Genomic DNA, 21,940 nt, shown 5'->3' on the forward strand with positions numbered 1-21,940 from the left:
TAACGTGTGATAAAACTAATTACTTAACTCTCTTTTTAATACTTGTAATCTATTGCTAACAGATGCATTGTATTGCTTGTCACCAATTCTTAAAATAAAACCTCCAATAATTGCAGGATCTACTTTATTAATAATCGTTACTTTTTTATCTGATAAAGTAGCCACTTTTGCTAAAACTTTTGCTTCTAAAGCAGCGTCCATTTCAATTGCTGTAGTAACAGTAGCTATTTCAACACCATTACTTTCATCAAACAATGCAGTATATTCTTGTGCGATAGCTTCAAGAATTTCAAATCTTTTATTTTCAAACAATAAATGAAACAACCCTTTGGTTACGCCATTAGTTTCAGCAAAAATTTCTGAAAGTGCACTTTCTTTAACATCAACTTTTAAGGTTGGGTTTAAAATAAATGTACTTAATTCTGCATTACCAGTAATTGTTGAAGCGATTAATTTCATATCATTATTCACAACTTCAGCAACTCCTTTTGAGTTGGCTAAGTCCAGAATTGCTTTCGCATAACGTATTGCTGCTCTTGTACCTGCCATAATTGCTTAGTTTAACTTTACATCACCTAACATTTTCTCAACCAATTTGGTTTGAGCCTCTTTGTTAGATAGTTCTTCTTTCAATAATTTTTCTGCGATATCCAATGATAAAGTTGAAACGTGTGATTTCAATTCAGCCATAGCAGCATTTTTTTCTAATTGAATAGCATTTTTTGCTTGCTCAATCATTTTCAAACCTTGCTCTTGTGCTTCTTTCTTAGAATCAGCAATTATTTGGTCTTTCATTTCACGCGCTTCTTTTAACAAGGCATCACGTTCCATTCTTGCTTCTTGTAAAATACGTTCGTTATCTGCAGTTAAATTTTGCATTTCTAAACGAGCAGATTCTGCTGCGACTAATGCATTATTAATAGATTCTTCTCTATTCTTTACTGCCGTTAAAATAGGCTTCCAAGCAAATTTTGCCAAAAGAATGAAGAAAACGATAAAGATAATCGTTGTCCAAAAAATTAAACTCTCTGGTGAAGTTAATTGCATAACATTATATATTTAAAAAATTGTTTGTCTTGTTTAAAAAAACTTCCTGGAGCCAACCGCTACAGGAAGTTTTTGATTTTAATTATTTTGCGATTAACGCAACAACTACTGCGAAAAGTGCAACACCTTCAATAAGTGCAGCAGCAATAATCATAGCAGTCTGGATTTTTCCAGCAGCTTCTGGTTGACGAGCAATAGCGTCCATTGCAGAACCACCAATTTTTCCAATTCCAAGACCTGCACCAATTACAGCTAATCCAGCTCCGATTCCAGCTAATACCATAATACTAAATTTATATAGTTAATAATTAATAAAACTCAAATTAATGATGATCGTGCTCTGCTACAGCCTGACCGATAAATAATGCTGAAAGCAAAGTAAATACATACGCTTGCAAAGCAGCAACCAACATTTCTAAAACACTCATAAATAAAACGAAAGCTCCAGCCACTGGCCCGATAAAAACGCTTTTAAAAATAAATATCAAAGAAACTAAACTTAAAATAATAATGTGACCTGCAGTGATGTTTGCGAATAAACGAATCATCAGTGCGAAAGGTTTCGTTAACATTCCGATAATTTCTACAGGAATCATAATTGGAGCCAACCACACCGGAACGCCTGGCGTGTTAAAAATATGTCCCCAGTATGATTTGTTTCCGCTTAATGTAGTAACGATAAACGTAATAAATGCCATTACAAATGTAAAGTAAATATTTCCGGTCAAGTTAGAACTAAATGGAAAGAAAGGAATCAATCCGATAAGGTTGTTGATCCAGATAAAGAAAAAGATCGTTAAAAGATACGGCATGAACTTCGCGTATTTTTTGTGACCAATATTTGGAATCGCAATTTCGTCTCTCACATAAGTAACTAGTGGCTCTAAGAAACCTGCTAATCCTTTTGGTGCATTTGGGTTTTTCTTATATGATCTTGCTACTGCAAAAAACAAAAAGAATAGTACAACGGCAGACAAAAACATTGAGAATACGTTTTTAGTAATCGAAAAGTCTAATGGTCTTGCGCTAAAAGCAAAAGCACCATTATCTCTTTGGTCTGCTGTCATTGTTTCAAATTGATCAGCATAAAAAATAATTTCTTTATAACGAACTACTTTTTGACCGTTCACATCAACAACATGTTCACCTGAATTATCATGGTGAAATTTTTCTGATGAAAAAATTTCCAATCCGTTTGCTGTCCATAAAATAACCGGCAAGTTAAAAGAAATTGGATGACCGTTCCAGTCAGCAATGTGAAAATCATGAGCGTCGCCGATGTGCGAGTTAATTAAATCACTAGGATTAAATTCTTTTTCCACCTCGTGACCAACAGTTTCGCCGTGACTGGTTGTTACTGCCTGATTGCTCTCTGTGAGTGAAACATTTTCGCTTTGAACAGAGACACTATCAACTGTTGTTGAAGCGAAATTAATCGACGAAGTAAATGCTAATAAAGCAACTAGTAAGTAATGAACTGGTTTATTTGAAATTATCATTATTAAATCTGTATCTAATTTAGGTTTCAAAAATTTTTTGCAAAGGTACATATTAAATTCAAAATCGAAAACATATCTATGTAATTTTTACGATTTAAATTAAAAGTACAACTCAAGTAATACTGAGCTCTTTATCTCTTATTTAGTAATAGAATTGTAAAATACACTTCAAAGAATAAAAATAAAAAATACGGTATAAAAAATGCTCCAAGATCAATAATTGGAGCCTCAACATCGGACTGTATAAACGGAATTAAAAAAACTACTGCAGCCATCATTCTAAACAAACTTGTTCCTAGAAAAGCGAATCCTGTAAAATCTTTAAATTCCTTATTTACAAAAATCAACAATAAATAAACTAAAAAAGTAGCAATGATGTTAAAGGCATAGATACTCCATACCGAATGAAAAAAAACATGTTCTGTGGCTAGGGATTGTGTGATAAAGTATTGAGAAACAAACAATACAACTGAAAAAGGAACAAAATACTTTAGAAAATTTAAAACTCTAATCATTATTTATTTAAATTTTTAACTTGTCGAATGACATTATAAAGCGCAAGAAAAACAGAAAGCAAAGATAGAATTATTGTCCAGATAGACGACCCATTCGAATACTTTTCATCTAGCCACATTCCCAAATACGTAAAGGCCAAGATAATAATTCCCATTTGAAATGGAATATTAATAAGCGCAATCCATTTGTTATTCGACGACTTTTCTTTCGGTTGCTTTTCCATCTGTTTTAGCTTGATTTTTTGCTTCATTTAGCATTGCGCAAGTGGCGGTAAAGCCAGCCCCTGGTTCGACCGAAAGTTTGCCAACAGTAACTTCGCCTTGTATGCTTGCTTTTTCTTTTACATTTAAAATATCGTGCACTTTTATACTGCCGCTAAAAAAACCTTCGATATCGGCATTTTGGCACACTACATCTCCAGTTACTCTTCCTTTTTGTCCAATTACTATTTTCCCTTTAGACGTAAAATTTCCAATTAATTCGCCGTCTAACCTAAAATCAGCTTCGGAGATAATGTCTCCTTTTATAATAGTTCCTTCTACTATTCGATTCGTTTTTCCTAGAACATCATTAGTAGGTTTCTTGGTTTTTTCAAACATAATTATGGGGTTTTTAATGCTTTGTATGCGTCAATATTTTTCTTAATTTGAACAAGACTGTAATTACTACTCGAAATTACAGTTGGTTCTTGTTGTATCTTATACTTATTTTCCCTTAGTAATGTAGCCAAATCGTACGCGTAGGTCTGCGATTTAATGGCATGAATAACTACAAAAGAATCTTTGTCATCGTATTTATCGACTGACAACGTTAATTTCATATAATTTTCTTCATTCAGGAATTTATTAAATTTTGCTTTAATGTCTTCAACTGCTTTTTCATCAGTAGTCGCAATTTTGTAGATAATTTTCCAGTTTTGCCCTTCGGTTGTGGTGAATGCCATTTTCTCTAAAGTCGGAATTTGATTGTTCAAAATGTCTTTCGCCTTTTTTCCTTCTTCACTATTAGGATAATTAGTAACCACTTGTTCCATCGCTGTTTTATAAGCTTCTAAACCCTTTGTTTTTCCTAACGCATTGGCCTTTAGCAATTCAAATTTAGAGACAATTTCCTCTCCCGCATACTCTCTAATCAAAACGTCAACAGTGTCTAAAATAACGGTAAATTGTTCGGCTTCGTATAAAGCGTATTGCTTTTTGTAGACCGCGTCTGGAGAATTTAATCCAGCAGCTGCCGTTGTTGCATTGGTAATAATTTGCGCATAACGCGAAGTAGGATACTGCGTTACAATTTCGTTTTTAATGATTTCAGCTCGATTCGGATTCGTAATCTGATATATTTTATACAAATTATATTCTGCTGGTAATACCAATTTTTCATCTGGTTTAAAAGCAAGTAATTGTTCTAACTTAACACTTGCGAGCTCGTATTCTTTTAAATTTTCTTTGTAAATTAGACCCAATTGATAGTAAGCAAAATCACGATCTTTTTTTATAGTTTGAATTGCCTTTAACTCTGTAGGTAGTTTTTCAGTATAAAAAGCAACCGAGTATCTTGGATCCAGTGGTACAATCGAGTCAGAAACAACTTCTGCTGAACTATTAGTTTCTTGATCGGCCAAAGCTTGGTTAATGTTGGCCAAAGACGAACGCCAATTGCCGTCTAAAGTTCGATTCCCAAATTGTTTCTTAAATTGTAACTTACCATAAGCAACCGTTGTTGGGTTGTAAAAATAGAAGTTACTCTTCACGTCGGTCGCAGATGGCGGACCGTAATTATTCATTACTTTTGCCGCAGGTACATCTGTAGCTCCCGATTGATTGTTGCGTTCTATATTGGCTAACTTTTCTTTTTCTTTATCGGCCGCTACTTGTTTTGCTTTGTCTTGAACTTTTAACGTATCAATATAATTCTGGTAGAAGATAGTTCGTTCTTCTGGCGTGTAGGCAATTACCTTTAAAATACTGTCATTTACCTTAGCAATCGCTTCGTATTTGATTACGTCGTCTAGATTGGTTCGCTTTTTTTTCAGATACACATATTCCCGCGTTTTTTGATTCAGATTGACTAAGGTGCTGTCGTAGTATTTGGCAGCAAGTGTATAATTGGTTTTTTTAAAATACATATTTCCTATATTTCTATAGGTAGAAGCAACCAAATACGAATCTTTAGATTCGGTGTCTAAGGACGCATTGTAAAAATGAAGTGCTGCTTTTTGATCTTGTGTTTGATCATAAAAAACACCCATTTGATAATTTAAAACATCTAAAAATGGACGATTTTCTCGATCTTCTAGTAATTTAGTGTAGCGCTTTACAAAAATTTCTTTATCGCCATTTTCATAATCAAACAGTTGTGCTTTTTTTGCATATGCCTGAATCATGTATTTGCGATCTCCTTTTCTATTCATAGCAATTACCGACTGATAGTATTGTAAAGCACTATCTCGCTCTTGCTTGGCCTCAAATAATTGTGCTAAAATAAATCGGTAACGCGATTTTTCGGTGTTTTTTTTAGAAAACTGAATGGCAATTTTTAATTTACTTATAGTACTGTCGTTTTTTTGTAAATTAAAAAAAGCTTCAGCCAATAAAGCATTCGCATCTGAATAGACTTGTTTGTCTACTTTTACATCTTTTAAAATCTGATTGATGTTTTTGATGACAACGGCATCGTTACCCAAACGCATATTGGTTTTTTCGCGCCAGATTCGGGCGGTATTAATGTTGCTGCTTGTAGGGTATTTGTATAGAATATAATTGAAGGCATCCAAAGCGGGAATGAAGCGCTCGTCATAATAACGTGCTTTCCCTAACAATAAATAGGCTTCGTCCATCTGAAAGTTTTTCTCTCGTCCACCTATATTCATGGAGTGCTTTTGGATGGCTTTGGTGGCTTTAGCTTCTGCTATTTCAAAGTCGGGATTCTTGATTTTTGCTTCTTCCGAAAAATTATCTTCGACTTGCATTCTTTCAATGGGCAAAATTTCCCAAAAATTATCAGCTTCAGCAGTATTAACAGATTGAATTCCTTTATCCAAACCAATTTGACCATTATACAAAATGTTGTATTTAGTACTTAAGGCATGCGAATTTCTAGCCAAAAAAGTGTCCTTTTTGGTAGAACAAGCCACCAAAACAAACACTACGAAAAGCGTGAGAATATATTTAAAATTAGTGTATTTCAAACGGAAAATGTTTAATCATTAAACTTACAAATAGAGCTTTTAGTATAATGATTTGTAAAAATACATTTCTTTTCGAGATAAGTGTCTTTACACGGCAAAAAACAGTTCTAACTCTTGCAACGTCTCGGGTGAAGTTTGAATGTCTTTGACAACTTCTCCTTTACTTAAAGCCACAATTCTATCGCAAACTTCGACCGTATGCTGCAAATCATGGCTGGAAACTAAAACGGTAACATTTGGATCCTCAGCCAAGGTTTTAATGATTTTTTTTAATCGGCTAACTGTGGTTGGATCTAGATTAGCAAAAGGCTCATCTAAAATAACGACTTCGGGACTGCCTATTAATGTGGCAATAATACCCACTTTCTTTTGATTTCCTTTCGATAAATCGCGTAAATATTTTTTGTTATTTAAAATTTCATTATTAAAAAATTCATCATATTTTAATAATAATGCATCAACGTCTGCCTTGTTCTGTCCTCTTAAATCTCCAATAAAATAAAAATATTCTTCGGGAGTTAGGTAACCTATCAAGAAATTTTCATCTAAAAATGAACCAGTAAAAGATTTCCAACTTTCATCTGTATCTACTTGTATAAAATTATTAGTTATATGGCCTGTTGTAGGCTGAATTAAGTCGAGTAATAAACTAAAAAAAGTTGTTTTTCCGGCGCCGTTATTACCTACTAAACCAAAACTTTGTCCTTTTGGAATGACCAAATTTTCTATTTTTAAAACTGTTGTTTCGTTGTATTTTTTTGAAAGATTTGTTACTTGTATCATCTTTATATGTTTAACTGTTACTTATTTACTTTACTTCTCAACTACTTCTTTTGTTTGTATGCGGCGATCGTTGAATATTTTTCGGATTTATATTTTTTTTCGATAAAAGCAAAAACGCTGTTTCTAAAAATAAAACCGAGCACTCCAGCACCTGCCACCAACGCGAGTCCAATTGTAGTATTGTCAAAATACAGGCCTATTCCATACAATAAAACAGGAAGAATTATTTTTGGTAGCGTAAGCAACATCGCACTAACATTAAATGCTTTTTTATCGCCAAAAGCACCTTTGCTAGAGGTTAGGTCGATTGGTGTTTTAGTGTAAGCACCTCCCAATAAAACCAAATGCGAATTAACGCCAATGTTGTAGATGGCGCCCACTACGATTAATAAATAAAATTGCCATCCTAAATAAATATAAAAAGAAGCTAAAATGGTGGAGATAATAGTTGCAATTACGATTAACCACCATTTGGCATTAAGATAACCTCGGTACGGAATATTTTGTGTCATCATCAATTGATAGTAGGAACTGTCCCAACTAGGAACAAATTGACCAAAGACAAACAAGAATCCGCCAGAGACAAAAATTCCAGCAAATATTTGCATCGCTGCCGGTTGTGTAGAATTAAAGAAGATAAAACCGTAAAACAAAAACAAGAAGCTCATGAGAATCGTCGTTTTTGAACGTTTATTTCTTCTAATTAATTTAATGTCATTTTTAAGAAAAGTACCTAAAGTACCAAATTGATTGAGCCAAGTCAAATTTTCGGTTCGGGCGATATCATGCTTCTCTGATAGTCCAGCATCCAAAAATAAATTATTTTTAAAGAATTTGAATGTTAGAACATACAACAGCGCAAAAACTATAAATGGCACTATAACCACTATTGTATTTTGGTACAACGCCTGAAAAAATGGTGCCGTATGTTGTGTAATATCAAAATACTGATAATATTGTAAAGCGGCTAACACACCAACCAGTACCAAGAAAAAAGTAAAAAGCTTATCTATATTGCTTAGTAATAAATTTAAAAAATTATTGCAATAGATCATGCAAAACATTGCAAGACTCCAGGCAATAACACCAAGAGCATCATAACCTTCGATCAATAATACGATGGAAAATGGCACAAAGAAAAAGACATGAATTAAATTAAAAAAGGCTAGAAACGTTTTCCAAAGTGAAAAGTGAACGATGCTGTTTTTTTTAATATTCATTACCAAAAGTGGTTTAATATTTACCACCGGAATAGCTTGAAAAATCAGCCGGATCGCCAGATCAAAAAAGAAATAATAAATCAAAAATTTATTGATGGTTGCCAACGGTTCCAAACTCATCTTTTTGAGTACATAAAAAGCACCAACTCCCATGGCTAAAAAAACGACTGTAAAGTATAGTACCAAAAAAGCCATTAAAATTTTTAAAACGATGTTGGTTCCAAAAGAAGCAGACCGTGAAAAAGACTTCCATTCGAGATAAATAAAATTTTTAAACATAATACATGTATATAAGTTTTCTAGTTGGTATTAAAATGTAAGAAAACGTTACAAATTATTTTATAATCTACTCTGAAAGCGTGGTTTTAAGCGATTACTTTTTTTGAAGTTGGATTGTAAAAGTAAAAATCTAGTTTGCTAGTTTACTCCATTAGAGTATTTGGTATTTTGCTTTTAACTGATAATGTTTTGTCAATAGCACAAAAGAGCTTATACTGTAAAATAGATACAAAAACACAAAAATCAAAGAAATGATATTTCTGTTGGATGAAGTAGTATCTGGCAAAATTGGTAATATGTTAAAAATAAAGCCAACCGCATAAAGTACCACCAAAACGAATCTTCGATCATAAACCTTGGAGAACGTAGTAGTAAAGTTTGATTTAAACAGTAAGATTTTGCCGACTACGTAAATTATAAAAGCGGCCAACAACGAAACTTTTAATGCTATTCTTGTAGTTTTTATAAACGGAGTGGTACTTTCAAAATTATAAATGAGCGTGGTTAGAGATGCCGCGATAAGTACTAAAAAAACTAACGCCCACTTTAATTCGTTTCTTACAATTCTAGACATTTTGTCCATTGCTATTTTGGGTCCCGAAAGAGAATAACATACTGAAAAACCAAGCGTAGTCGTTTTTAGTTGTCTGTTCCATTTATCGAAAACTATTTGTAAAGCATTTTCAAAACCAATATTTTTATCAGATAAAATGGTTTCTATCTCGGTAGCAATATGATCGATAACTTCGTATTTAATGTCGGAGTATGTGAGAGTATTCAAAACCAAAGTTTCATCGATAAGTGCAATTTGTTTGGTGGTTAGTTTCATAGTAAACGGTTTAAAATTCTAATTTTAGATTAACTAATGATTGCATATTTCGTATAAAATTTTCTAGTTCAACAAGTCGATTCGCCGTTTCTTTTCGACCGGATTCTGTTAGTTTATAATATTTACGCAACCTATTGTCTACTCTTTCTATTTCGACATCCAACAATCCTTCGGCCTCTAATTTATGCAAAGCAGGGTACAAAGCACCTTCGGTAATAATAAGTTCTCCCAATGTAATTGCTTTTACTTTTTGCGTAATTTCATAGCCGTACATCTTATCATTTTCTTCCAATAACTTCATAATTATGGTATTTAAACTTCCCTTATATAATTGTGAACTTTTCATTTGTCTTATGCTTTTGAAACACAAATATACATAACTTTCTTATACATATGATTCTTATGTATAGTCAATATGATTTTCTGTTAAGTAAAAACGAATTTCGTTTATTATCTTTGCCTAAAAATTAGCATTATGCCTTCATTCAAAAAACTTACTATAAAAGAAGTAAAGCGCGAAACTCCAGGGGCAGTTTCAATACTTTTTAATGTACCACAAGAATTACAACCCGACTATACATTTGTTGCGGGTCAATATGTTAACTTACGTTTAACCATTGATAATCAAGAAATAAGAAGAGCGTACTCTATTTGTTCTTCACCAGAAAGCGGCGAATTGCGTATTGCTGTCAAAGCCGTAAAAGACGGATTATTTTCGCAGTTTGCTACTACAAAATTAAAGGCTGGTGATTTATTGGAAGTAGGACAACCAGAAGGTAAATTTATATTTGAACCAGACGCAGATCGTCAAAAAAACTATGCTGCTTTTGTAGCCGGTAGCGGAATTACGCCAGTACTTTCGATCATAAAATCAGTTCTAAAAAGCGAACCAAAAAGCTCATTTGTACTGGTTTACGGAAATAAAACTGCCGAAGAAACTATTTTTCATGAGCAGTTACACGATTTACAGTTGCAATATGTTGGTCGCTTTTTTGTTCATTATGTTTACAGTCAATCTAAAGTAGAAAATGCTTTGTTTGGAAGAATTGAGAAATCGGCTGTGAATTTTGTATTGAATAATAAGCACAAAGAATTAGAATTTGATAAGTTTTATCTTTGTGGTCCCGAGGTTATGATTAACACGGTTACAGAAATTTTAAAAGAAAAAAATGTAAAAGATTCGGCTATTAAGTTTGAGCTATTTACTTCTTCCTCTGAAGAAAATGTGATCAATGCTTCTCTCGAAGGACATTCGAAAATCACAATTTTAGTAGATGATGACGAGGTTACTTTTGAAATGTCTCAAAAACAAACCATTTTAGATGCTGCGCTAAAGCAAGGAATCGATGCACCTTATTCTTGCCAAGGCGGAATTTGCAGCAGCTGCTTGGCTCGCGTAACTTCTGGAAGTGCCGAAATGTCTAAGAACTCTATTTTAACTGATAAAGAAATTGAAAGTGGACTGATTTTGACTTGTCAAGCGCACCCAACATCAGAAACTATCTATGTTGATTATGATGATGTCTAGCAAATAGTATGCAGATGACTGATCTTAGTTGGAAGTCTGTAGTTTTATAAATAATTAAAATGAACACGCAGATTTGGCAGATTCGCAGATTTTTTATCCCTAATAAATCTGATACAATCCGTATAATTTGCGTGTTTTATTTTTTATTTAAAATTGATTTGACACCAACACTTAAAAATCCTTTGAAGATGAAAAATCCTCGCGAACTTTTCAAAAACAAACCACATCTTCTAGAGGAAAAAGAAGTAGAAGATCTTTTAGATTATTGTATAAAATTGCAAGATGAATTGATTGATTTGAAATTCGACCAAAAAGAAAGCAAACAACTCATTATGCTCGACATGCTCAAGGAAGTTGTAAAAGCTTGTGAATCAGCCGAAAAACAACAAAAAGAGTTCATCCGTTTTGGACTAGAACCGTCCGATTTTGAAGAATCTATTTCAAATCTCAAAAGATTTTTGACGCTGAGATGTCGTGAAAATGGAATTTGGTTGTGAAAAAATTGAATAATATTCCGATTGTACTACTACTTCAAAAATTGAATTATCTTACTATTTAGCCTAAATAAGACTGAACAGTCGAAACCACTTCTTGTGGAAAAATAGTTCGCATGGCCTCTTGATAGTTTTCAACAACTTTATTTCCATACACCGAAGTGGGCAGTAACGGATACTTTTCTCTGTCTGAAACTAAAGCAGTTTCTAGGGATTGATTGAACGGTAAAAAACCCGCGTAAGGATGCGTTGCACCCCACAACGTGATGACTTTTATTCCTAACATTGCTCCAATGTGCGCGTTTCCAGAATCCATAGAAAGCATGACATCGAGGTTGCTAATTAATTTTAATTCTTCTTGAAATTTAATTTTTCCGGCGAAATTAACAACGTTTTTAAAAGGCTTTGCAATACTCTCTAAAATTTCAATTTCTTTTGCGCCACCTCCAAAAAGTAGAATAGTGTGCTCTTTATTATCAGCCAAACTTGCAATGACCTCTTGCATTAAATCTAATGGATATACTTTAGCGTCGTACTGCGCAAAAGGAGCAATACCGATTAATTTATCGTACTTCAATCCTATCAAACGGGTTATTTCTGCGCTTAAAGTGGCTTTTTGGGGGAAAGCTGGATTTGATAAATCTATTGTAAATCCTAGTTTTTCAAACACTTTTAAATGTCTTTCAAACATGTTCGGTTGCTGTTTGAAAATTTTATTTTCGGAGCGTGTTAGTTCTTTTTTTCCTTGACGACCTTTATCTACAGCTGCCACTTTTTTTCCGCTCAGAGAGAAAAGATTCCGAACAATTTGCGAGCGCAAGACATTGTGTAAATCGGCAAAAGCATCTATTTTAAGTTTTTTTAACTCATTGTATAGCTGAAGTAATCCTAAAAATCCTTTGTGTTTTTGTTTTTCATCAAAAGCAAAAAAAGTAAGATTTGGAATTCCGTCAAAAAATGGTTTAAAGAATGGACGCGAAATTACGGTCAGTTTTACTGCTGGATTTTGTTCTACGAAAGCACGCAAAACTGGAACGGTCATCGCGACATCTCCCATAGCAGAAAGTCTCATGACGGCAATATGTTGAATTTTAGCTGACAAATTACAAATGTTTATGCTCGACTATTACCTGTCCTAGCCCAGATTAAAATGAAAATCCCGGAGCAAAAAAAGAAAAGTTTCTTGTTCTAAAAAAGCGACCAACGGAAGCTCTTTTTAGAACAATAGAAACTATACTTTTTTTGTGAGGAATTGTAATGGAAAGCTGGAAAATGCTCCAACTACTATTTTTTATTTTGATATAAAACTGGATTCAAATCATCATCGTTGTACATTTTCATTTGCTTGTACACTTTCATAAATTTGTCACCATTCTCGATGTCATTCAATAAATCATCAATCGCTGTCGACAAATCACTTCTTTGCTCCAAAAGCACATTTAGTTTTTCTTGGCATTTATCTCTATGCTCTTGCGAAGCTGCTGCACGAGTTGCTTCTTCATTCATATGATAAATCTTCAAAGCTAAAATTGACAATCTATCAAATGCCCAAGCTGGACTTTCTGAGTTAATTTTTGCTCCGTCTTTTACTTTGACCTCATTGTATTTTTGTAAAAAATAACCGTCAATATATTCTACCATATCCGTACGCTCTTGATTGGAAGCGTCAATTCTTCTTTTTAAAGCCAAAGCTGCGACAGGATCAATTTGCGGATCACGAATGATATCTTCAAAATGCCATTGAACCGTGTCGATCCAATTTTTCAAATATAATAGGTGCTCAAATTTATCCTTCGGGAAAGGATTATTTATTGGCTGGTCCACATTATCAAACTGATGATAATCTTTGATACTTTGTTCGAAAACAGAATAAGCTAATTTTGAAAACATGATTTTATATTTAGTAAGAGATACAAAGATACTTTTTATACATTTATGGTTCTCAAAAAAAAATTAAACTTTAGCCTTTTTAAACTCAAATTAAAAAATCATGCAAATTCATTATTTATCTGAAAACAACAGCGTTTTAAATCACTTTTTGGGGCAAATTCGAAACGTAAATGTTCAAAAAGACAGCATGCGATTTAGAAGAAATATTGAGCGGATTGGCGAAATAATGGCGTACGAAATCAGTAAAAATTTAGCGTATAAAAACGTCGAAATACAAACGCCATTAGGAATTAAAAATACTACAGAAATCGCCGACGACTTAGTTTTGTGCTCGATATTGCGTGCCGGTTTGGCGTTGCATATTGGTTTTTTAAATTACTTTGACGGCGTCGAGAACGGATTTGTCTCTGCCAGTCGTCATCATCCTAATAACGACAGCGAATTTGTGATTTTAGTAGAATATCAAGCACTAACTTCTTTAGACGACAAAACCCTTTTGCTAGTTGATCCAATGTTGGCCACTGGACATTCGTTGGTTGCTGTTTTCGAAAAATTGATGCAGAACAGCACTCCAAAAGAAATTCATATCGCAGTAGTTATAGCCGCTCCCGAAGGAATTGCGTATGCAAAAGCAAATTTACCAGACAATTGCCATTTGTGGGTTGGCGTTTTAGACAGTCATTTGAATGAGAAAAATTACATCGTTCCCGGTTTAGGTGATGCAGGCGATTTGGCTTACGGTACTAAATTATAATTGCGCAAAAAAGACAAATAAACTGCATAGAATTAAAGCTCCAAAAGTTAATTCGTTAGTGATTTTCTGCTGCACAAATTCGATCTGACTCGTGGCCATAATTGCTAAAGGCGCAACTGTAAAGACTAATAAATCATTGCTTTTATCTGGAGAAACTAAATACACTAAAATGGCAATAAAAAAGTAAGCCACCACTTTTTTATAAGAAGAATGCAGTAATAATGGACGTTTAGATAAACTAGTTACCATTAAAAAAACAAAACATAAAGCAACAGTAAAATAGATGGACAAGGCCCAATTTTGTGAACTTTTAGCAAAGTAGGAAATACTGAAATCCATATGCGCTCTGTTTTGATAGTGCGAAAGAATATCAATATTAAACAGCAATGCGAAGGCAATAAATAAAGTTCCTACAGCGAGTAAAGCTATAAATGGTAAAATCCAGTTTCGATAATCGCCTGCAACGTGAAAAATTATCGATATAAAAACCAGTACTAAAAATAAAATGCACCAAAATTGAAATAAAGAGGCTACAATAATCCATAGAGATGCATCAAAAATTTTCTCCTTAGCCGATTTTAAAGATTGTAGCGATATTAAACGACGCAAAGCCAATAAGAGAAAAAAGTTTGCCAAAATAATATTGGACTTACTAAACGAATCTGGAAAAAAGGCAAACAGTAAAAAGTAAAAAAACACTACATAAGTATTGTCTTTACTCAGTCCGTTCTTTTTAGTAATGAAATTCGTTACCAATATAGAAGCTAAAATAACACTAATCAATACTACTTTTTCTACAATAGAAATAGCGGATCCAAACCAAGACAAATCTTGAAATTGATAGATAAAAAAGAACAACAGCATTAAAATTATGATTAAGGAATAATTTAATGGTGTAGATTTTTTAAAAACACTTGTAATCATAAGGATATTTTATACTTTTGTGACTGTAAATATAATACTTGTTTAAAAAACGAAACTAACTTGTTGGAAAAAGATTCTCAATCTTACTTCAATACGCTATAAAACAATAAATAACATAATAATTTATAAATTATGAAAGCATTTTTTGAAGGAATAAAAACTCTTTTTGTTGATTTTTTACTTGTGCCGCTAGATCTTATCCGCGCGTTAGAGTTAAAATCATGGTTCGGTGCTAACGCAATCAACTGGATCTTCATGATTATCTGCGCATGTGCAATCGTATACTGGATTAAACAATTACGCATTTTTGATGATGCTGGAACAGAAAATCAAGACACAACGGCTCACTCATTTTTAAAATAATAAAAAAGTCCTAATCAACGATTAGGACTTTTTTAGTTTTACTACAAATCGTTTCCGATATCGCGCCTAAAATACATTTGATCAAAATGTAGTTTATCTATATTTTGATATGATTTCTTAATGGCCTCTTTAAAATCCTCTCCATAAGAAGTGATTGCAAGTACACGACCTCCGTTGGTTACTACTTTTCCACTTTCTAACGAAGTTCCCGCATGAAAAACAATAGAATCGGTTATTTTTTCAATACCTGAAATTTCCTTTCCTTTTTCATACTCTTCTGGATAACCACCTGAAACCACCATAATGGTTGTTGCACTTCTAGGATCAATTTCTAAATCGATCGTATCCAATTCTTGTTTAGCAACTGCTTGAAACAGTGCTACCAAATCCGTTTTTAATCTTGGAATTACGACTTCGGTTTCTGGATCTCCCATTCTAACATTATACTCAATAACAATTGGTTCGTTGTTCACATTAATTAAGCCGATAAAAACAAACCCTTTGTATTCAATTCCGTCCTTTTGAAAGCCGTCAATTGTTGGTTTAACGATACGTGTTTCGATTTTTTCCATCAAGACATCGTCTACGAAAGAAACTGGAGAAACCGCTCCCATTCCGCCTGTATTCAATCCCGTGTCACCTTCACCAATTCGTTTGTAATCTTTAGCCGTTGGTAAAATCTTGTAATTTTTTCCATCCGTTAATACAAAACAACTCAATTCAATTCCGTCCAAAAATTCTTCGATTACGACTTTAGAGCTCGCTTCGCCAAATTTTTGTCCTATCAACATGTTTCTTAATTCCGTTTGAGCTTCCGCTAGATCTTGAATAATCAAAACACCTTTTCCTGCTGCTAAACCATCCGCTTTTAACACGTACGGCGGTTGCAGCGTTGTCAAGAAATCACATCCTTGTTCTACCGTTTCAGCCGTAAAACTGTCATAAGCTGCTGTCGGAATGTTGTGACGTACTAAAAATTCTTTTGCAAATTCTTTACTTCCTTCTAATGTTGCGCCTACTTTTGACGGACCAATTACTGGAATATGCTGCAAACTTTCGTCGTTTTTGAAATAATCATAAATACCTTTTACCAAAGGATCTTCTGGACCAACAACGACCATGCTAACATTTTCTTTAATTACAAATGTTTTTATCGCTTCAAAATCGGTTGCACTCATAGCGACGTTCGTTGCAATCGCTGCTGTACCTGCATTGCCTGGTGCTACAAAAAGTTTTTCACAAAGCGGACTCTGAATCATTTTCCATGCAAAAGCATGCTCTCTTCCGCCTGAACCCAGTAATAAAATTGTCATGTTGTAGTTGTATTTAGTTGCTTGCCCGCCTTTTGGAGGATCTGCAAAAATAATTGCTTTTGTACGTAAAAAATAATTAATTTTTAAAAACTTCGTGATTCCCGAAAGATAATTGCCGCTAAAGAGTATTTTTGAAAAAAATAAGCATTTATGTTTCGACTTTTTGATCTTTCGCTGCGGCTTAACGGCTTCCCCATTCAGGAAGCAAAAGCACAATTGAAAGAAATTCTGAAACTTAAAGAGAAGGAATACCAAAATTTTTTAGAAAACAAAAAAATGGAAATTGTACATTTTCATTTAAAAAATAATCTTTTTTATCAAGATTTAGTCGGTGTAGAAAACATACCTCAGTGGGAAGATCTTCCAATACTGACTAAAAAAGATTTGCAACAACCTTTACAAAATAGACTTTCCAAAGGATATTCGGTTAAAAATAGTTTCGTCAATACAACCTCGGGTTCTAGTGGAACTCCGTTTATTTTTGCGAAAGATAAAAAAACTCATGCTTTAACTTGGGCATCCAATATGTTGCGATTTGGCTGGTACGGTATTGATTTTAACTCTTCCTATCAAGCTCGTTTTTACGGAATTCCAAGTGATTTTATCGGAAACAAAAAAGAGCGTTTCAAAGATTTTTTAAGTCATCGATTTCGATTTCCTATTTTTGATTTGTCGGATTCTGTTTTAGAAGGTTTCTTGAAAAATTTTCAAACTAAAAAATTCGATTACCTCAACGGTTATACGAGCTCAATTGTTCTATTTGCCAAGTTTTTACAACAAAAAAATATAGTTTTAAAAGAGGTTTGCCCCACTTTAAAAGTTTGTATTGTGACTTCTGAAATGTTGTTTGAAAGTGATAAAATACTGCTTGAAAAACAATTCGGAATTCCGATTATCAATGAATATGGTGCTTCTGAATTGGATTTGATTGCTTTTGAAAACCCGCAAGGCGAATGGCAAGTCAATGCAGAAACTTTATTCATCGAAATTCTAGACGATAACAATCAAGTGTTGCCTTACGGCGAAATGGGAAAAATTGTAATCACTTCTTTGTTCAATAAGGCACATCCATTTATTCGCTACGAAATTGGTGATTTGGGTATTTTAGATGAAAAAAGCACACTTCAAAAACCAATTCTCAAGCAACTTATCGGCAGAACGAATGATTTTGCCCATTTGCCAAGGGGCAAAAAAGCGCCTGGATTGACGTTTTATTATGTGACTAAAAGTTTAATTGAAGACGATGGAAACGTAAAGGAATTTATCATCAAACAAACCAAAATCGATACATTTGAAGTTGATTACGTAAGTGAAAGTGAATTAACTTCTGCGAAGATGGATCAAATTCAAAAAGCAATTGCTAGTTATTTAGAACCCAATTTGAAATTTACTTTTAATCGAAAAGCAGTTTTAAATCGAAGCAACCGCGGAAAATTAAAACAATTTACTTCATTTATATAAAGTAAATAAATTCCTATATTTGTGTTTTATTTTCAAACCTATGAGCGCAAATCTTATACTTTCAGAAGAGACTATTTCGAATGCCATTTATTACATCCAAAATCAAAAAGTAATGCTTGACAGAAATTTAGCTGTACTTTACGGAATTGAAACGAGAGTTTTAAAACAAGCTGTTAAAAGAAATATTTCAAGATTTCCCGGAGAATTTATGTTTGAACTCACGAAATTAGAATTTGAAAATTGGAGGTCACAATTTGTGACCTCCAATTCAGACAAGATGGGTTTGCGTTACGCTCCAATGGCTTTCACCGAACATGGAATACTGATGTTATCTAGTGTCTTAAAGAGCGATACAGCCATTCAGACCAACATATAAATCATGCGAATTTTCACGAAGGTGAGACAAATGCTACTTGATACCACCGAAATGAAATTGGATATTGTTCAAATTCAAAAGAAATTAGAAAATCAAGGTAAAAATATCGAACTGGTTTTTTCTTATTTGGATGAACTAACAGACAAAAAAGAAGCTGAAAAACCAAGAACAAAAATTGGTTTTAAAAAGTAATCGCTTCGCTAGCAATTACGGCATATTCTTTACGTATTTCGGTTTAATCACTAATTGGGTGAATAAAAAACCAATCATACAAAGCGACGCTTTCAGCAAATTATACTTATGAAAATTGCGATAAACGCCAAAATTATATTTCAGTAATTTAACTTTAGATGCTGAAATAGAATTGTCTCGTACGCGATAAAAAGCCAGACTTTCGGTTACTGGTTCTGCCTTCTTGATTTGTTTTAAAATAGTCAACCACAATATCCAATCTTGTCGCTTTCGGCTCTTATCAATCGTGATTTTTCCAAAATAATCGGTACTATAAATTCCAGTAAGATTTCCGATATAATTACAAAAAAACAATTGTCTGTAACTTAGAATGCTTGGCGCCTCTACTCTTTTATGTAAAATTTGTCCGTTTTCATTAATACAGTCGTAATACGAAAAGGTAAACGGAACTTGCGTTTCCACTAAAAAACGAACCTGCTTTTCAAGTTTTTTAGGCTTCCACAAATCGTCTGAATCTAAAAAAGCGATATACTTTCCCGAGGCTTTTTCGAGTGCAAAATTTCTAGCTACACCTGTTCCACTATTTTTATTTAAAGAATGGAATTGTATTCGATTGTCGTTTTTTACATAGTTCAAAATCAGTTCAGCCGTATTATCAGTAGAACCATCATCGATAATAATCATTTCCCAATTTTCATAGGTTTGATTTAAAACAGATTTTATCGTTTCAGCAATAAAGGCTTCCGAATTAAATGCCGGAGTTATAATAGATACTAACGGTTCTTTCATATTAATACGCTTTTTCATCTCCTTTTAAGATATTAAATATCGTTTTTAAGATAATTTCAATATCTAGTAAAATAGACCAATTCTCCATATAAAAAATGTCATATTTGAAGCGATTAATAATATCTGAATCATTTTCTACTGCACCTCGGTATCCTTTTGTTTGTGCCAATCCAGTAATTCCAGGTTTAATAAAATGGCGAATCATAAAATTATTCACTTTCAAAGCATATTGTTCGGTATAACTGATCATGTGAGGTCTTGGTCCGACTACCGACATTTCTCCCTTTAATACATTATAAAACTGTGGAAATTCGTCCAAACTAGTTTGTCTTAAAAATTGACCTATTGCTGTCACTCTAGAATCAACTTTAGAAACTGGATCGTATTTCTCATCCTTAGAAAATTGCATGGATCTAAATTTGTAACAAGTAAAGACTTTATTACTTAATCCATTTCTTTGGTGTTTGTAAAAAACGGGTCCTTTGGATTCCAGCTTTATTAAAAAAGCTAAAATAGGAGTTAACCAACTTAAAACTACCACAATAACGAGTACTGAAAACAAGATGTCAAAAATACGCTTCGCAATTTTATTGTATGTCTCGTCCAAACGAATGTCTCGTAATGCAATTATGGGCAGATAACCGTAGTACTGAAAAACATAACTTCCCGATAAAATCTGGTTGTCATCCGGAATAAATTTAAGCGTTTTTAAATTATTATTTGCAAAGTCAATGAGCATTTGTATTTGAGGTTGAGTTAAATCACTCATCGCACAATACACCTCATCCATCTTGTTTTCGATTATAAAAGAAAATGCTTCCTGTAACTCCTTTTCAATATTTTCTTCTAGTGAAAAGGAGTTACAAACCTTATATCCATATTCTAAATTTTCGGAGAAAAAGGTCTGTAAAGGCGCTACTTTCTCAGGAGAACCTATTAAAATTACTCTTCTTAAATTTCCGCCGTAATGCAATCGGAATTCCTTTAAAAAATAATAGATGACTAATTTTAAAATAACAATGCAAGATGCAACACTTCCTAAATAACTAAACAGTGTTGTAAAACTTGTTTGCTCACCATACAAATAAACAATAGATAATAGAGAAATAGTAAACAATACAAACTGTTTAACAGCGCAGTTGAGTATACTGACTACTTTGGTGTACCGATATACTTCATAAAAACCAAGTTGTGCAGCTATAATCAGCCATACGGAACTTAAAAGCAGGTAAAATGGAATTTCTCTTTGTGGAAAATTAAAAAAATAAAAGCCAAAAAAACTAAGTATCAAAACATCAGACACATAGGAAAAAGGGCGAATATACCCTGAATATCTTCCTGTTGTATTGCGCATGTACGTTTGGTTTAGTGAATTTTATGGTGATTATACGGATCAATTTACATCAAAATCAAAATTCACTTACAGAGTTATCCGAGAAATTTTACTATTTGTAAACTACGCTAAAAAGTTACTTTATGATAAAAAAAACGTAGCTTTTTGGCTATTTTTTATTTGATATACTCTGAAAAATCTTTATGCTCTTCTTTTGAAAGCTCTTCTTTAGAAAGGGACTTAAAATAATCATAAGTGATCTTCATTCCTTCACTTCGACTCACTTTTGCCTCCCACCCTAAAATTTCTTTTGCTTTGGTGGTGTCTGGCTGACGTTGCAACGGATCATTTATTGGTAACGGATGATACACCACTTTCTGATTCGTTCCGGTGAGCTTAATGATTTCTTCAGCAAAATCTTTAATGGTAATTTCGTCTGGATTTCCAATATTTACTGGATACACATAATCAGAATGCAGCAATCTAAAAATACCTTCTACTTGATCGTCTACGTAACAAAACGATCGCGTTTGCATTCCGTCTCCAAAAATGGTTAAATCTTCGCCACGCAGTGCTTGACCAATAAAGGCCGGAATAACACGCCCGTCGTTTAAGCGCATTCGCGGTCCATACGTATTAAAAATACGGACAATTCTAGTTTCTAAACCATGAAAAGTATGATAAGCCATGGTAATTGATTCTTGAAAACGCTTGGCTTCGTCATATACTCCGCGAGGTCCTATGGTGTTTACGTTTCCATAATATTCTTCGGTTTGTGGATGAACTAATGGATCTCCGTAAACTTCAGATGTCGAAGCGATTAAAATTCGCGCTTTTTTTACTCGGGCCAAACCCAATAAATTGTGTGTTCCTAGCGAACCAACTTTTAAGGTTTGAATCGGAATTTTTAGGTAATCAATTGGACTTGCAGGTGATGCAAAATGCAAAATATAATCTAACTCTCCTGGAACGTGAATAAATGTGGTAATATCATGATGATAAAACTCAAACTGTTCTAATTTAAATAGATGTTCAATATTCTTTAAATCGCCCGTAATCAAGTTGTCCATTCCGATAACGTGATAGCCCTCTTTGATGAAACGATCGCACAGATGTGATCCTAAAAACCCAGCTGCTCCAGTGATAAGTATTCTTTTCATTTG

The 21,940-nt window shown here is 33.5% G+C and carries 26 protein-coding genes; 7 read left to right on the plus strand and 19 right to left on the minus strand.

Features of this window, described 5'->3' with window-relative positions:
- Window positions 1-15: 15 nt before the first annotated feature.
- From atpH to AP058_RS13805, 12 genes are all read right to left on the minus strand, one after another.
- Window positions 16-549, minus strand: coding sequence for an ATP synthase F1 subunit delta (gene atpH / locus AP058_RS13750; protein ID WP_066312062.1), 534 nt, complete (start codon window positions 547-549; stop codon window positions 16-18).
- A gap of 6 nt (window positions 550-555) precedes the next feature.
- Window positions 556-1,047, minus strand: coding sequence for a F0F1 ATP synthase subunit B (locus AP058_RS13755; protein ID WP_066312064.1), 492 nt, complete (start codon window positions 1,045-1,047; stop codon window positions 556-558).
- A gap of 82 nt (window positions 1,048-1,129) precedes the next feature.
- Window positions 1,130-1,330, minus strand: a complete 201-nt coding sequence (gene atpE, locus AP058_RS13760) for an ATP synthase F0 subunit C (protein WP_031453874.1) — start codon at window positions 1,328-1,330, stop codon at window positions 1,130-1,132.
- A gap of 40 nt (window positions 1,331-1,370) precedes the next feature.
- Complete coding sequence (gene atpB / locus AP058_RS13765) at window positions 1,371-2,546, minus strand: F0F1 ATP synthase subunit A (RefSeq protein ID WP_082706685.1); 1,176 nt, start codon at window positions 2,544-2,546, stop codon at window positions 1,371-1,373.
- 131 nt (window positions 2,547-2,677) lie between these two features.
- Entirely contained in the window at window positions 2,678-3,061 is a 384-nt protein-coding gene (locus AP058_RS13770; RefSeq protein ID WP_066312074.1) for a hypothetical protein, read from the minus strand.
- Window positions 3,061-3,285, minus strand: coding sequence for an AtpZ/AtpI family protein (locus AP058_RS13775; protein WP_066312076.1), 225 nt, complete (start codon window positions 3,283-3,285; stop codon window positions 3,061-3,063). The genes AP058_RS13770 and AP058_RS13775 overlap by 1 nt, the downstream gene beginning before the upstream one ends.
- Entirely contained in the window at window positions 3,251-3,661 is a 411-nt protein-coding gene (locus AP058_RS13780; protein WP_066312079.1) for a polymer-forming cytoskeletal protein, read from the minus strand. Before AP058_RS13780 ends, AP058_RS13775 begins: the two co-directional genes overlap by 35 nt.
- 2 nt (window positions 3,662-3,663) lie before the next feature.
- Entirely contained in the window at window positions 3,664-6,249 is a 2,586-nt protein-coding gene (locus tag AP058_RS13785; protein ID WP_066312092.1) for a gliding motility protein, read from the minus strand.
- Window positions 6,250-6,336: 87 nt separating this feature from the next.
- Window positions 6,337-7,032, minus strand: a complete 696-nt coding sequence (locus AP058_RS13790) for an ABC transporter ATP-binding protein (protein WP_066312093.1) — start codon at window positions 7,030-7,032, stop codon at window positions 6,337-6,339.
- 41 nt (window positions 7,033-7,073) lie between these two features.
- On the minus strand, window positions 7,074-8,531 hold the full coding sequence (locus AP058_RS13795) for a DUF5687 family protein (protein ID WP_066312094.1): 1,458 nt from the start codon (window positions 8,529-8,531) through the stop codon (window positions 7,074-7,076).
- 151 nt (window positions 8,532-8,682) lie between these two features.
- A complete protein-coding gene (locus tag AP058_RS13800) occupies window positions 8,683-9,360 on the minus strand; it encodes a hypothetical protein (protein ID WP_066312095.1) in 678 nt (225 codons plus the stop codon).
- A 10-nt stretch (window positions 9,361-9,370) separates the two neighbouring features.
- On the minus strand, window positions 9,371-9,706 hold the full coding sequence (locus tag AP058_RS13805) for a PadR family transcriptional regulator (RefSeq protein ID WP_066312096.1): 336 nt from the start codon (window positions 9,704-9,706) through the stop codon (window positions 9,371-9,373).
- A gap of 129 nt (window positions 9,707-9,835) precedes the next feature.
- On the opposite strand from AP058_RS13805, the gene AP058_RS13810 reads away from it, so the two are divergent.
- Window positions 9,836-10,888: a ferredoxin--NADP reductase gene (locus AP058_RS13810; RefSeq protein ID WP_066312098.1), complete on the plus strand. Its 1,053-nt coding sequence runs from the start codon at window positions 9,836-9,838 to the stop codon at window positions 10,886-10,888.
- Window positions 10,889-11,076: 188 nt separating this feature from the next.
- Window positions 11,077-11,385, plus strand: coding sequence for a hypothetical protein (locus AP058_RS13815; RefSeq protein ID WP_066313473.1), 309 nt, complete (start codon window positions 11,077-11,079; stop codon window positions 11,383-11,385).
- A 58-nt stretch (window positions 11,386-11,443) separates the two neighbouring features.
- Here the strand turns inward: AP058_RS13815 and AP058_RS13820 are convergent, their stop codons facing one another.
- A complete protein-coding gene (locus tag AP058_RS13820; RefSeq protein ID WP_066312101.1) occupies window positions 11,444-12,454 on the minus strand; it encodes a glycosyltransferase family 9 protein in 1,011 nt (336 codons plus the stop codon).
- 212 nt (window positions 12,455-12,666) lie between these two features.
- A complete protein-coding gene (locus AP058_RS13825) occupies window positions 12,667-13,272 on the minus strand; it encodes a DUF4254 domain-containing protein (protein WP_066312103.1) in 606 nt (201 codons plus the stop codon).
- 100 nt (window positions 13,273-13,372) lie between these two features.
- Between AP058_RS13825 and upp the strand changes: the two genes are divergently transcribed.
- Window positions 13,373-14,026, plus strand: coding sequence for a uracil phosphoribosyltransferase (upp, locus tag AP058_RS13830; protein WP_066312105.1), 654 nt, complete (start codon window positions 13,373-13,375; stop codon window positions 14,024-14,026).
- Here upp and AP058_RS13835 read toward each other — a convergent pair.
- Window positions 14,021-14,950: a DUF6427 family protein gene (locus tag AP058_RS13835; RefSeq protein ID WP_066312106.1), complete on the minus strand. Its 930-nt coding sequence runs from the start codon at window positions 14,948-14,950 to the stop codon at window positions 14,021-14,023. The genes upp and AP058_RS13835 overlap by 6 nt on opposite strands.
- A gap of 132 nt (window positions 14,951-15,082) precedes the next feature.
- Here AP058_RS13835 and AP058_RS13840 point away from each other — a divergent pair, with 132 nt between their 5' ends.
- Window positions 15,083-15,313, plus strand: coding sequence for a uracil phosphoribosyltransferase (locus tag AP058_RS13840; protein ID WP_066312107.1), 231 nt, complete (start codon window positions 15,083-15,085; stop codon window positions 15,311-15,313).
- A 41-nt stretch (window positions 15,314-15,354) separates the two neighbouring features.
- Here AP058_RS13840 and purD read toward each other — a convergent pair whose 3' ends face one another.
- Window positions 15,355-16,626 carry a phosphoribosylamine--glycine ligase gene (gene purD, locus AP058_RS13845; protein ID WP_066312108.1) on the minus strand — a complete coding sequence of 424 codons (1,272 nt, stop codon included), beginning with the start codon at window positions 16,624-16,626 and terminating at the stop codon, window positions 15,355-15,357.
- 150 nt (window positions 16,627-16,776) lie between these two features.
- Here purD and AP058_RS13850 point away from each other — a divergent pair, with 150 nt between their 5' ends.
- Genes AP058_RS13850 through AP058_RS17145 form a run of 3 tightly spaced genes read left to right on the plus strand, consistent with a single transcriptional unit; the run spans window position 16,777 to window position 18,655 of the window.
- Window positions 16,777-18,087, plus strand: coding sequence for a phenylacetate--CoA ligase family protein (locus tag AP058_RS13850; RefSeq protein WP_066312110.1), 1,311 nt, complete (start codon window positions 16,777-16,779; stop codon window positions 18,085-18,087).
- A 40-nt stretch (window positions 18,088-18,127) separates the two neighbouring features.
- Window positions 18,128-18,463 carry an ORF6N domain-containing protein gene (locus AP058_RS17140; protein WP_231739665.1) on the plus strand — a complete coding sequence of 112 codons (336 nt, stop codon included), beginning with the start codon at window positions 18,128-18,130 and terminating at the stop codon, window positions 18,461-18,463.
- Window positions 18,464-18,493: 30 nt separating this feature from the next.
- The gene (locus AP058_RS17145; RefSeq protein ID WP_231739668.1) at window positions 18,494-18,655 is read left to right on the plus strand and encodes a hypothetical protein; all 162 of its coding nucleotides are present in this window, start codon (window positions 18,494-18,496) and stop codon (window positions 18,653-18,655) included.
- Window positions 18,656-18,670: 15 nt separating this feature from the next.
- Here AP058_RS17145 and AP058_RS13860 read toward each other — a convergent pair whose 3' ends face one another.
- The 3 genes from AP058_RS13860 to AP058_RS13870 all read right to left on the minus strand — a co-directional run bounded on the left by AP058_RS13860 (window position 18,671) and on the right by AP058_RS13870 (window position 21,937).
- Window positions 18,671-19,444: a glycosyltransferase family 2 protein gene (locus AP058_RS13860; RefSeq protein WP_066313482.1), complete on the minus strand. Its 774-nt coding sequence runs from the start codon at window positions 19,442-19,444 to the stop codon at window positions 18,671-18,673.
- Between the two features lies 1 nt (window position 19,445).
- Complete coding sequence (locus tag AP058_RS13865) at window positions 19,446-20,798, minus strand: exopolysaccharide biosynthesis polyprenyl glycosylphosphotransferase (RefSeq protein WP_066312113.1); 1,353 nt, start codon at window positions 20,796-20,798, stop codon at window positions 19,446-19,448.
- A gap of 155 nt (window positions 20,799-20,953) precedes the next feature.
- The gene (locus AP058_RS13870) at window positions 20,954-21,937 is read right to left on the minus strand and encodes a UDP-glucuronic acid decarboxylase family protein (protein ID WP_066312116.1); all 984 of its coding nucleotides are present in this window, start codon (window positions 21,935-21,937) and stop codon (window positions 20,954-20,956) included.
- Window positions 21,938-21,940 lie beyond the last annotated feature (3 nt).

Origin of the sequence: Flavobacterium sp. TAB 87, assembly GCF_001529295.1 — a bacterium.
Lineage (GTDB): Bacteria > Bacteroidota > Bacteroidia > Flavobacteriales > Flavobacteriaceae > Flavobacterium.

Coding starts and splice junctions, on each gene's coding strand:
- atpH (WP_066312062.1), bottom strand. CDS start 549: ATGGCAGGTACAAGAGCAGCAATACGTTATGCGAAAGCAATTCTGGAC.
- AP058_RS13755 (WP_066312064.1), bottom strand. CDS start 1,047: ATGCAATTAACTTCACCAGAGAGTTTAATTTTTTGGACAACGATTATC.
- atpE (WP_031453874.1), bottom strand. CDS start 1,330: ATGGTATTAGCTGGAATCGGAGCTGGATTAGCTGTAATTGGTGCAGGT.
- atpB (WP_082706685.1), bottom strand. CDS start 2,546: ATGATAATTTCAAATAAACCAGTTCATTACTTACTAGTTGCTTTATTA.
- AP058_RS13770 (WP_066312074.1), bottom strand. CDS start 3,061: ATGATTAGAGTTTTAAATTTTCTAAAGTATTTTGTTCCTTTTTCAGTT.
- AP058_RS13775 (WP_066312076.1), bottom strand. CDS start 3,285: ATGGAAAAGCAACCGAAAGAAAAGTCGTCGAATAACAAATGGATTGCG.
- AP058_RS13780 (WP_066312079.1), bottom strand. CDS start 3,661: ATGTTTGAAAAAACCAAGAAACCTACTAATGATGTTCTAGGAAAAACG.
- AP058_RS13790 (WP_066312093.1), bottom strand. CDS start 7,032: ATGATACAAGTAACAAATCTTTCAAAAAAATACAACGAAACAACAGTT.
- AP058_RS13795 (WP_066312094.1), bottom strand. CDS start 8,531: ATGTTTAAAAATTTTATTTATCTCGAATGGAAGTCTTTTTCACGGTCT.
- AP058_RS13800 (WP_066312095.1), bottom strand. CDS start 9,360: ATGAAACTAACCACCAAACAAATTGCACTTATCGATGAAACTTTGGTT.
- AP058_RS13805 (WP_066312096.1), bottom strand. CDS start 9,706: ATGAAAAGTTCACAATTATATAAGGGAAGTTTAAATACCATAATTATG.
- AP058_RS13810 (WP_066312098.1), top strand. CDS start 9,836: ATGCCTTCATTCAAAAAACTTACTATAAAAGAAGTAAAGCGCGAAACT.
- AP058_RS13815 (WP_066313473.1), top strand. CDS start 11,077: ATGAAAAATCCTCGCGAACTTTTCAAAAACAAACCACATCTTCTAGAG.
- AP058_RS13820 (WP_066312101.1), bottom strand. CDS start 12,454: ATGAGACTTTCTGCTATGGGAGATGTCGCGATGACCGTTCCAGTTTTG.
- AP058_RS13825 (WP_066312103.1), bottom strand. CDS start 13,272: ATGTTTTCAAAATTAGCTTATTCTGTTTTCGAACAAAGTATCAAAGAT.
- upp (WP_066312105.1), top strand. CDS start 13,373: ATGCAAATTCATTATTTATCTGAAAACAACAGCGTTTTAAATCACTTT.
- AP058_RS13835 (WP_066312106.1), bottom strand. CDS start 14,950: ATGATTACAAGTGTTTTTAAAAAATCTACACCATTAAATTATTCCTTA.
- AP058_RS13840 (WP_066312107.1), top strand. CDS start 15,083: ATGAAAGCATTTTTTGAAGGAATAAAAACTCTTTTTGTTGATTTTTTA.
- purD (WP_066312108.1), bottom strand. CDS start 16,626: ATGACAATTTTATTACTGGGTTCAGGCGGAAGAGAGCATGCTTTTGCA.
- AP058_RS13850 (WP_066312110.1), top strand. CDS start 16,777: ATGTTTCGACTTTTTGATCTTTCGCTGCGGCTTAACGGCTTCCCCATT.
- AP058_RS17140 (WP_231739665.1), top strand. CDS start 18,128: ATGAGCGCAAATCTTATACTTTCAGAAGAGACTATTTCGAATGCCATT.
- AP058_RS17145 (WP_231739668.1), top strand. CDS start 18,494: ATGCTACTTGATACCACCGAAATGAAATTGGATATTGTTCAAATTCAA.
- AP058_RS13860 (WP_066313482.1), bottom strand. CDS start 19,444: ATGAAAGAACCGTTAGTATCTATTATAACTCCGGCATTTAATTCGGAA.
- AP058_RS13865 (WP_066312113.1), bottom strand. CDS start 20,798: ATGCGCAATACAACAGGAAGATATTCAGGGTATATTCGCCCTTTTTCC.
- AP058_RS13870 (WP_066312116.1), bottom strand. CDS start 21,937: ATGAAAAGAATACTTATCACTGGAGCAGCTGGGTTTTTAGGATCACAT.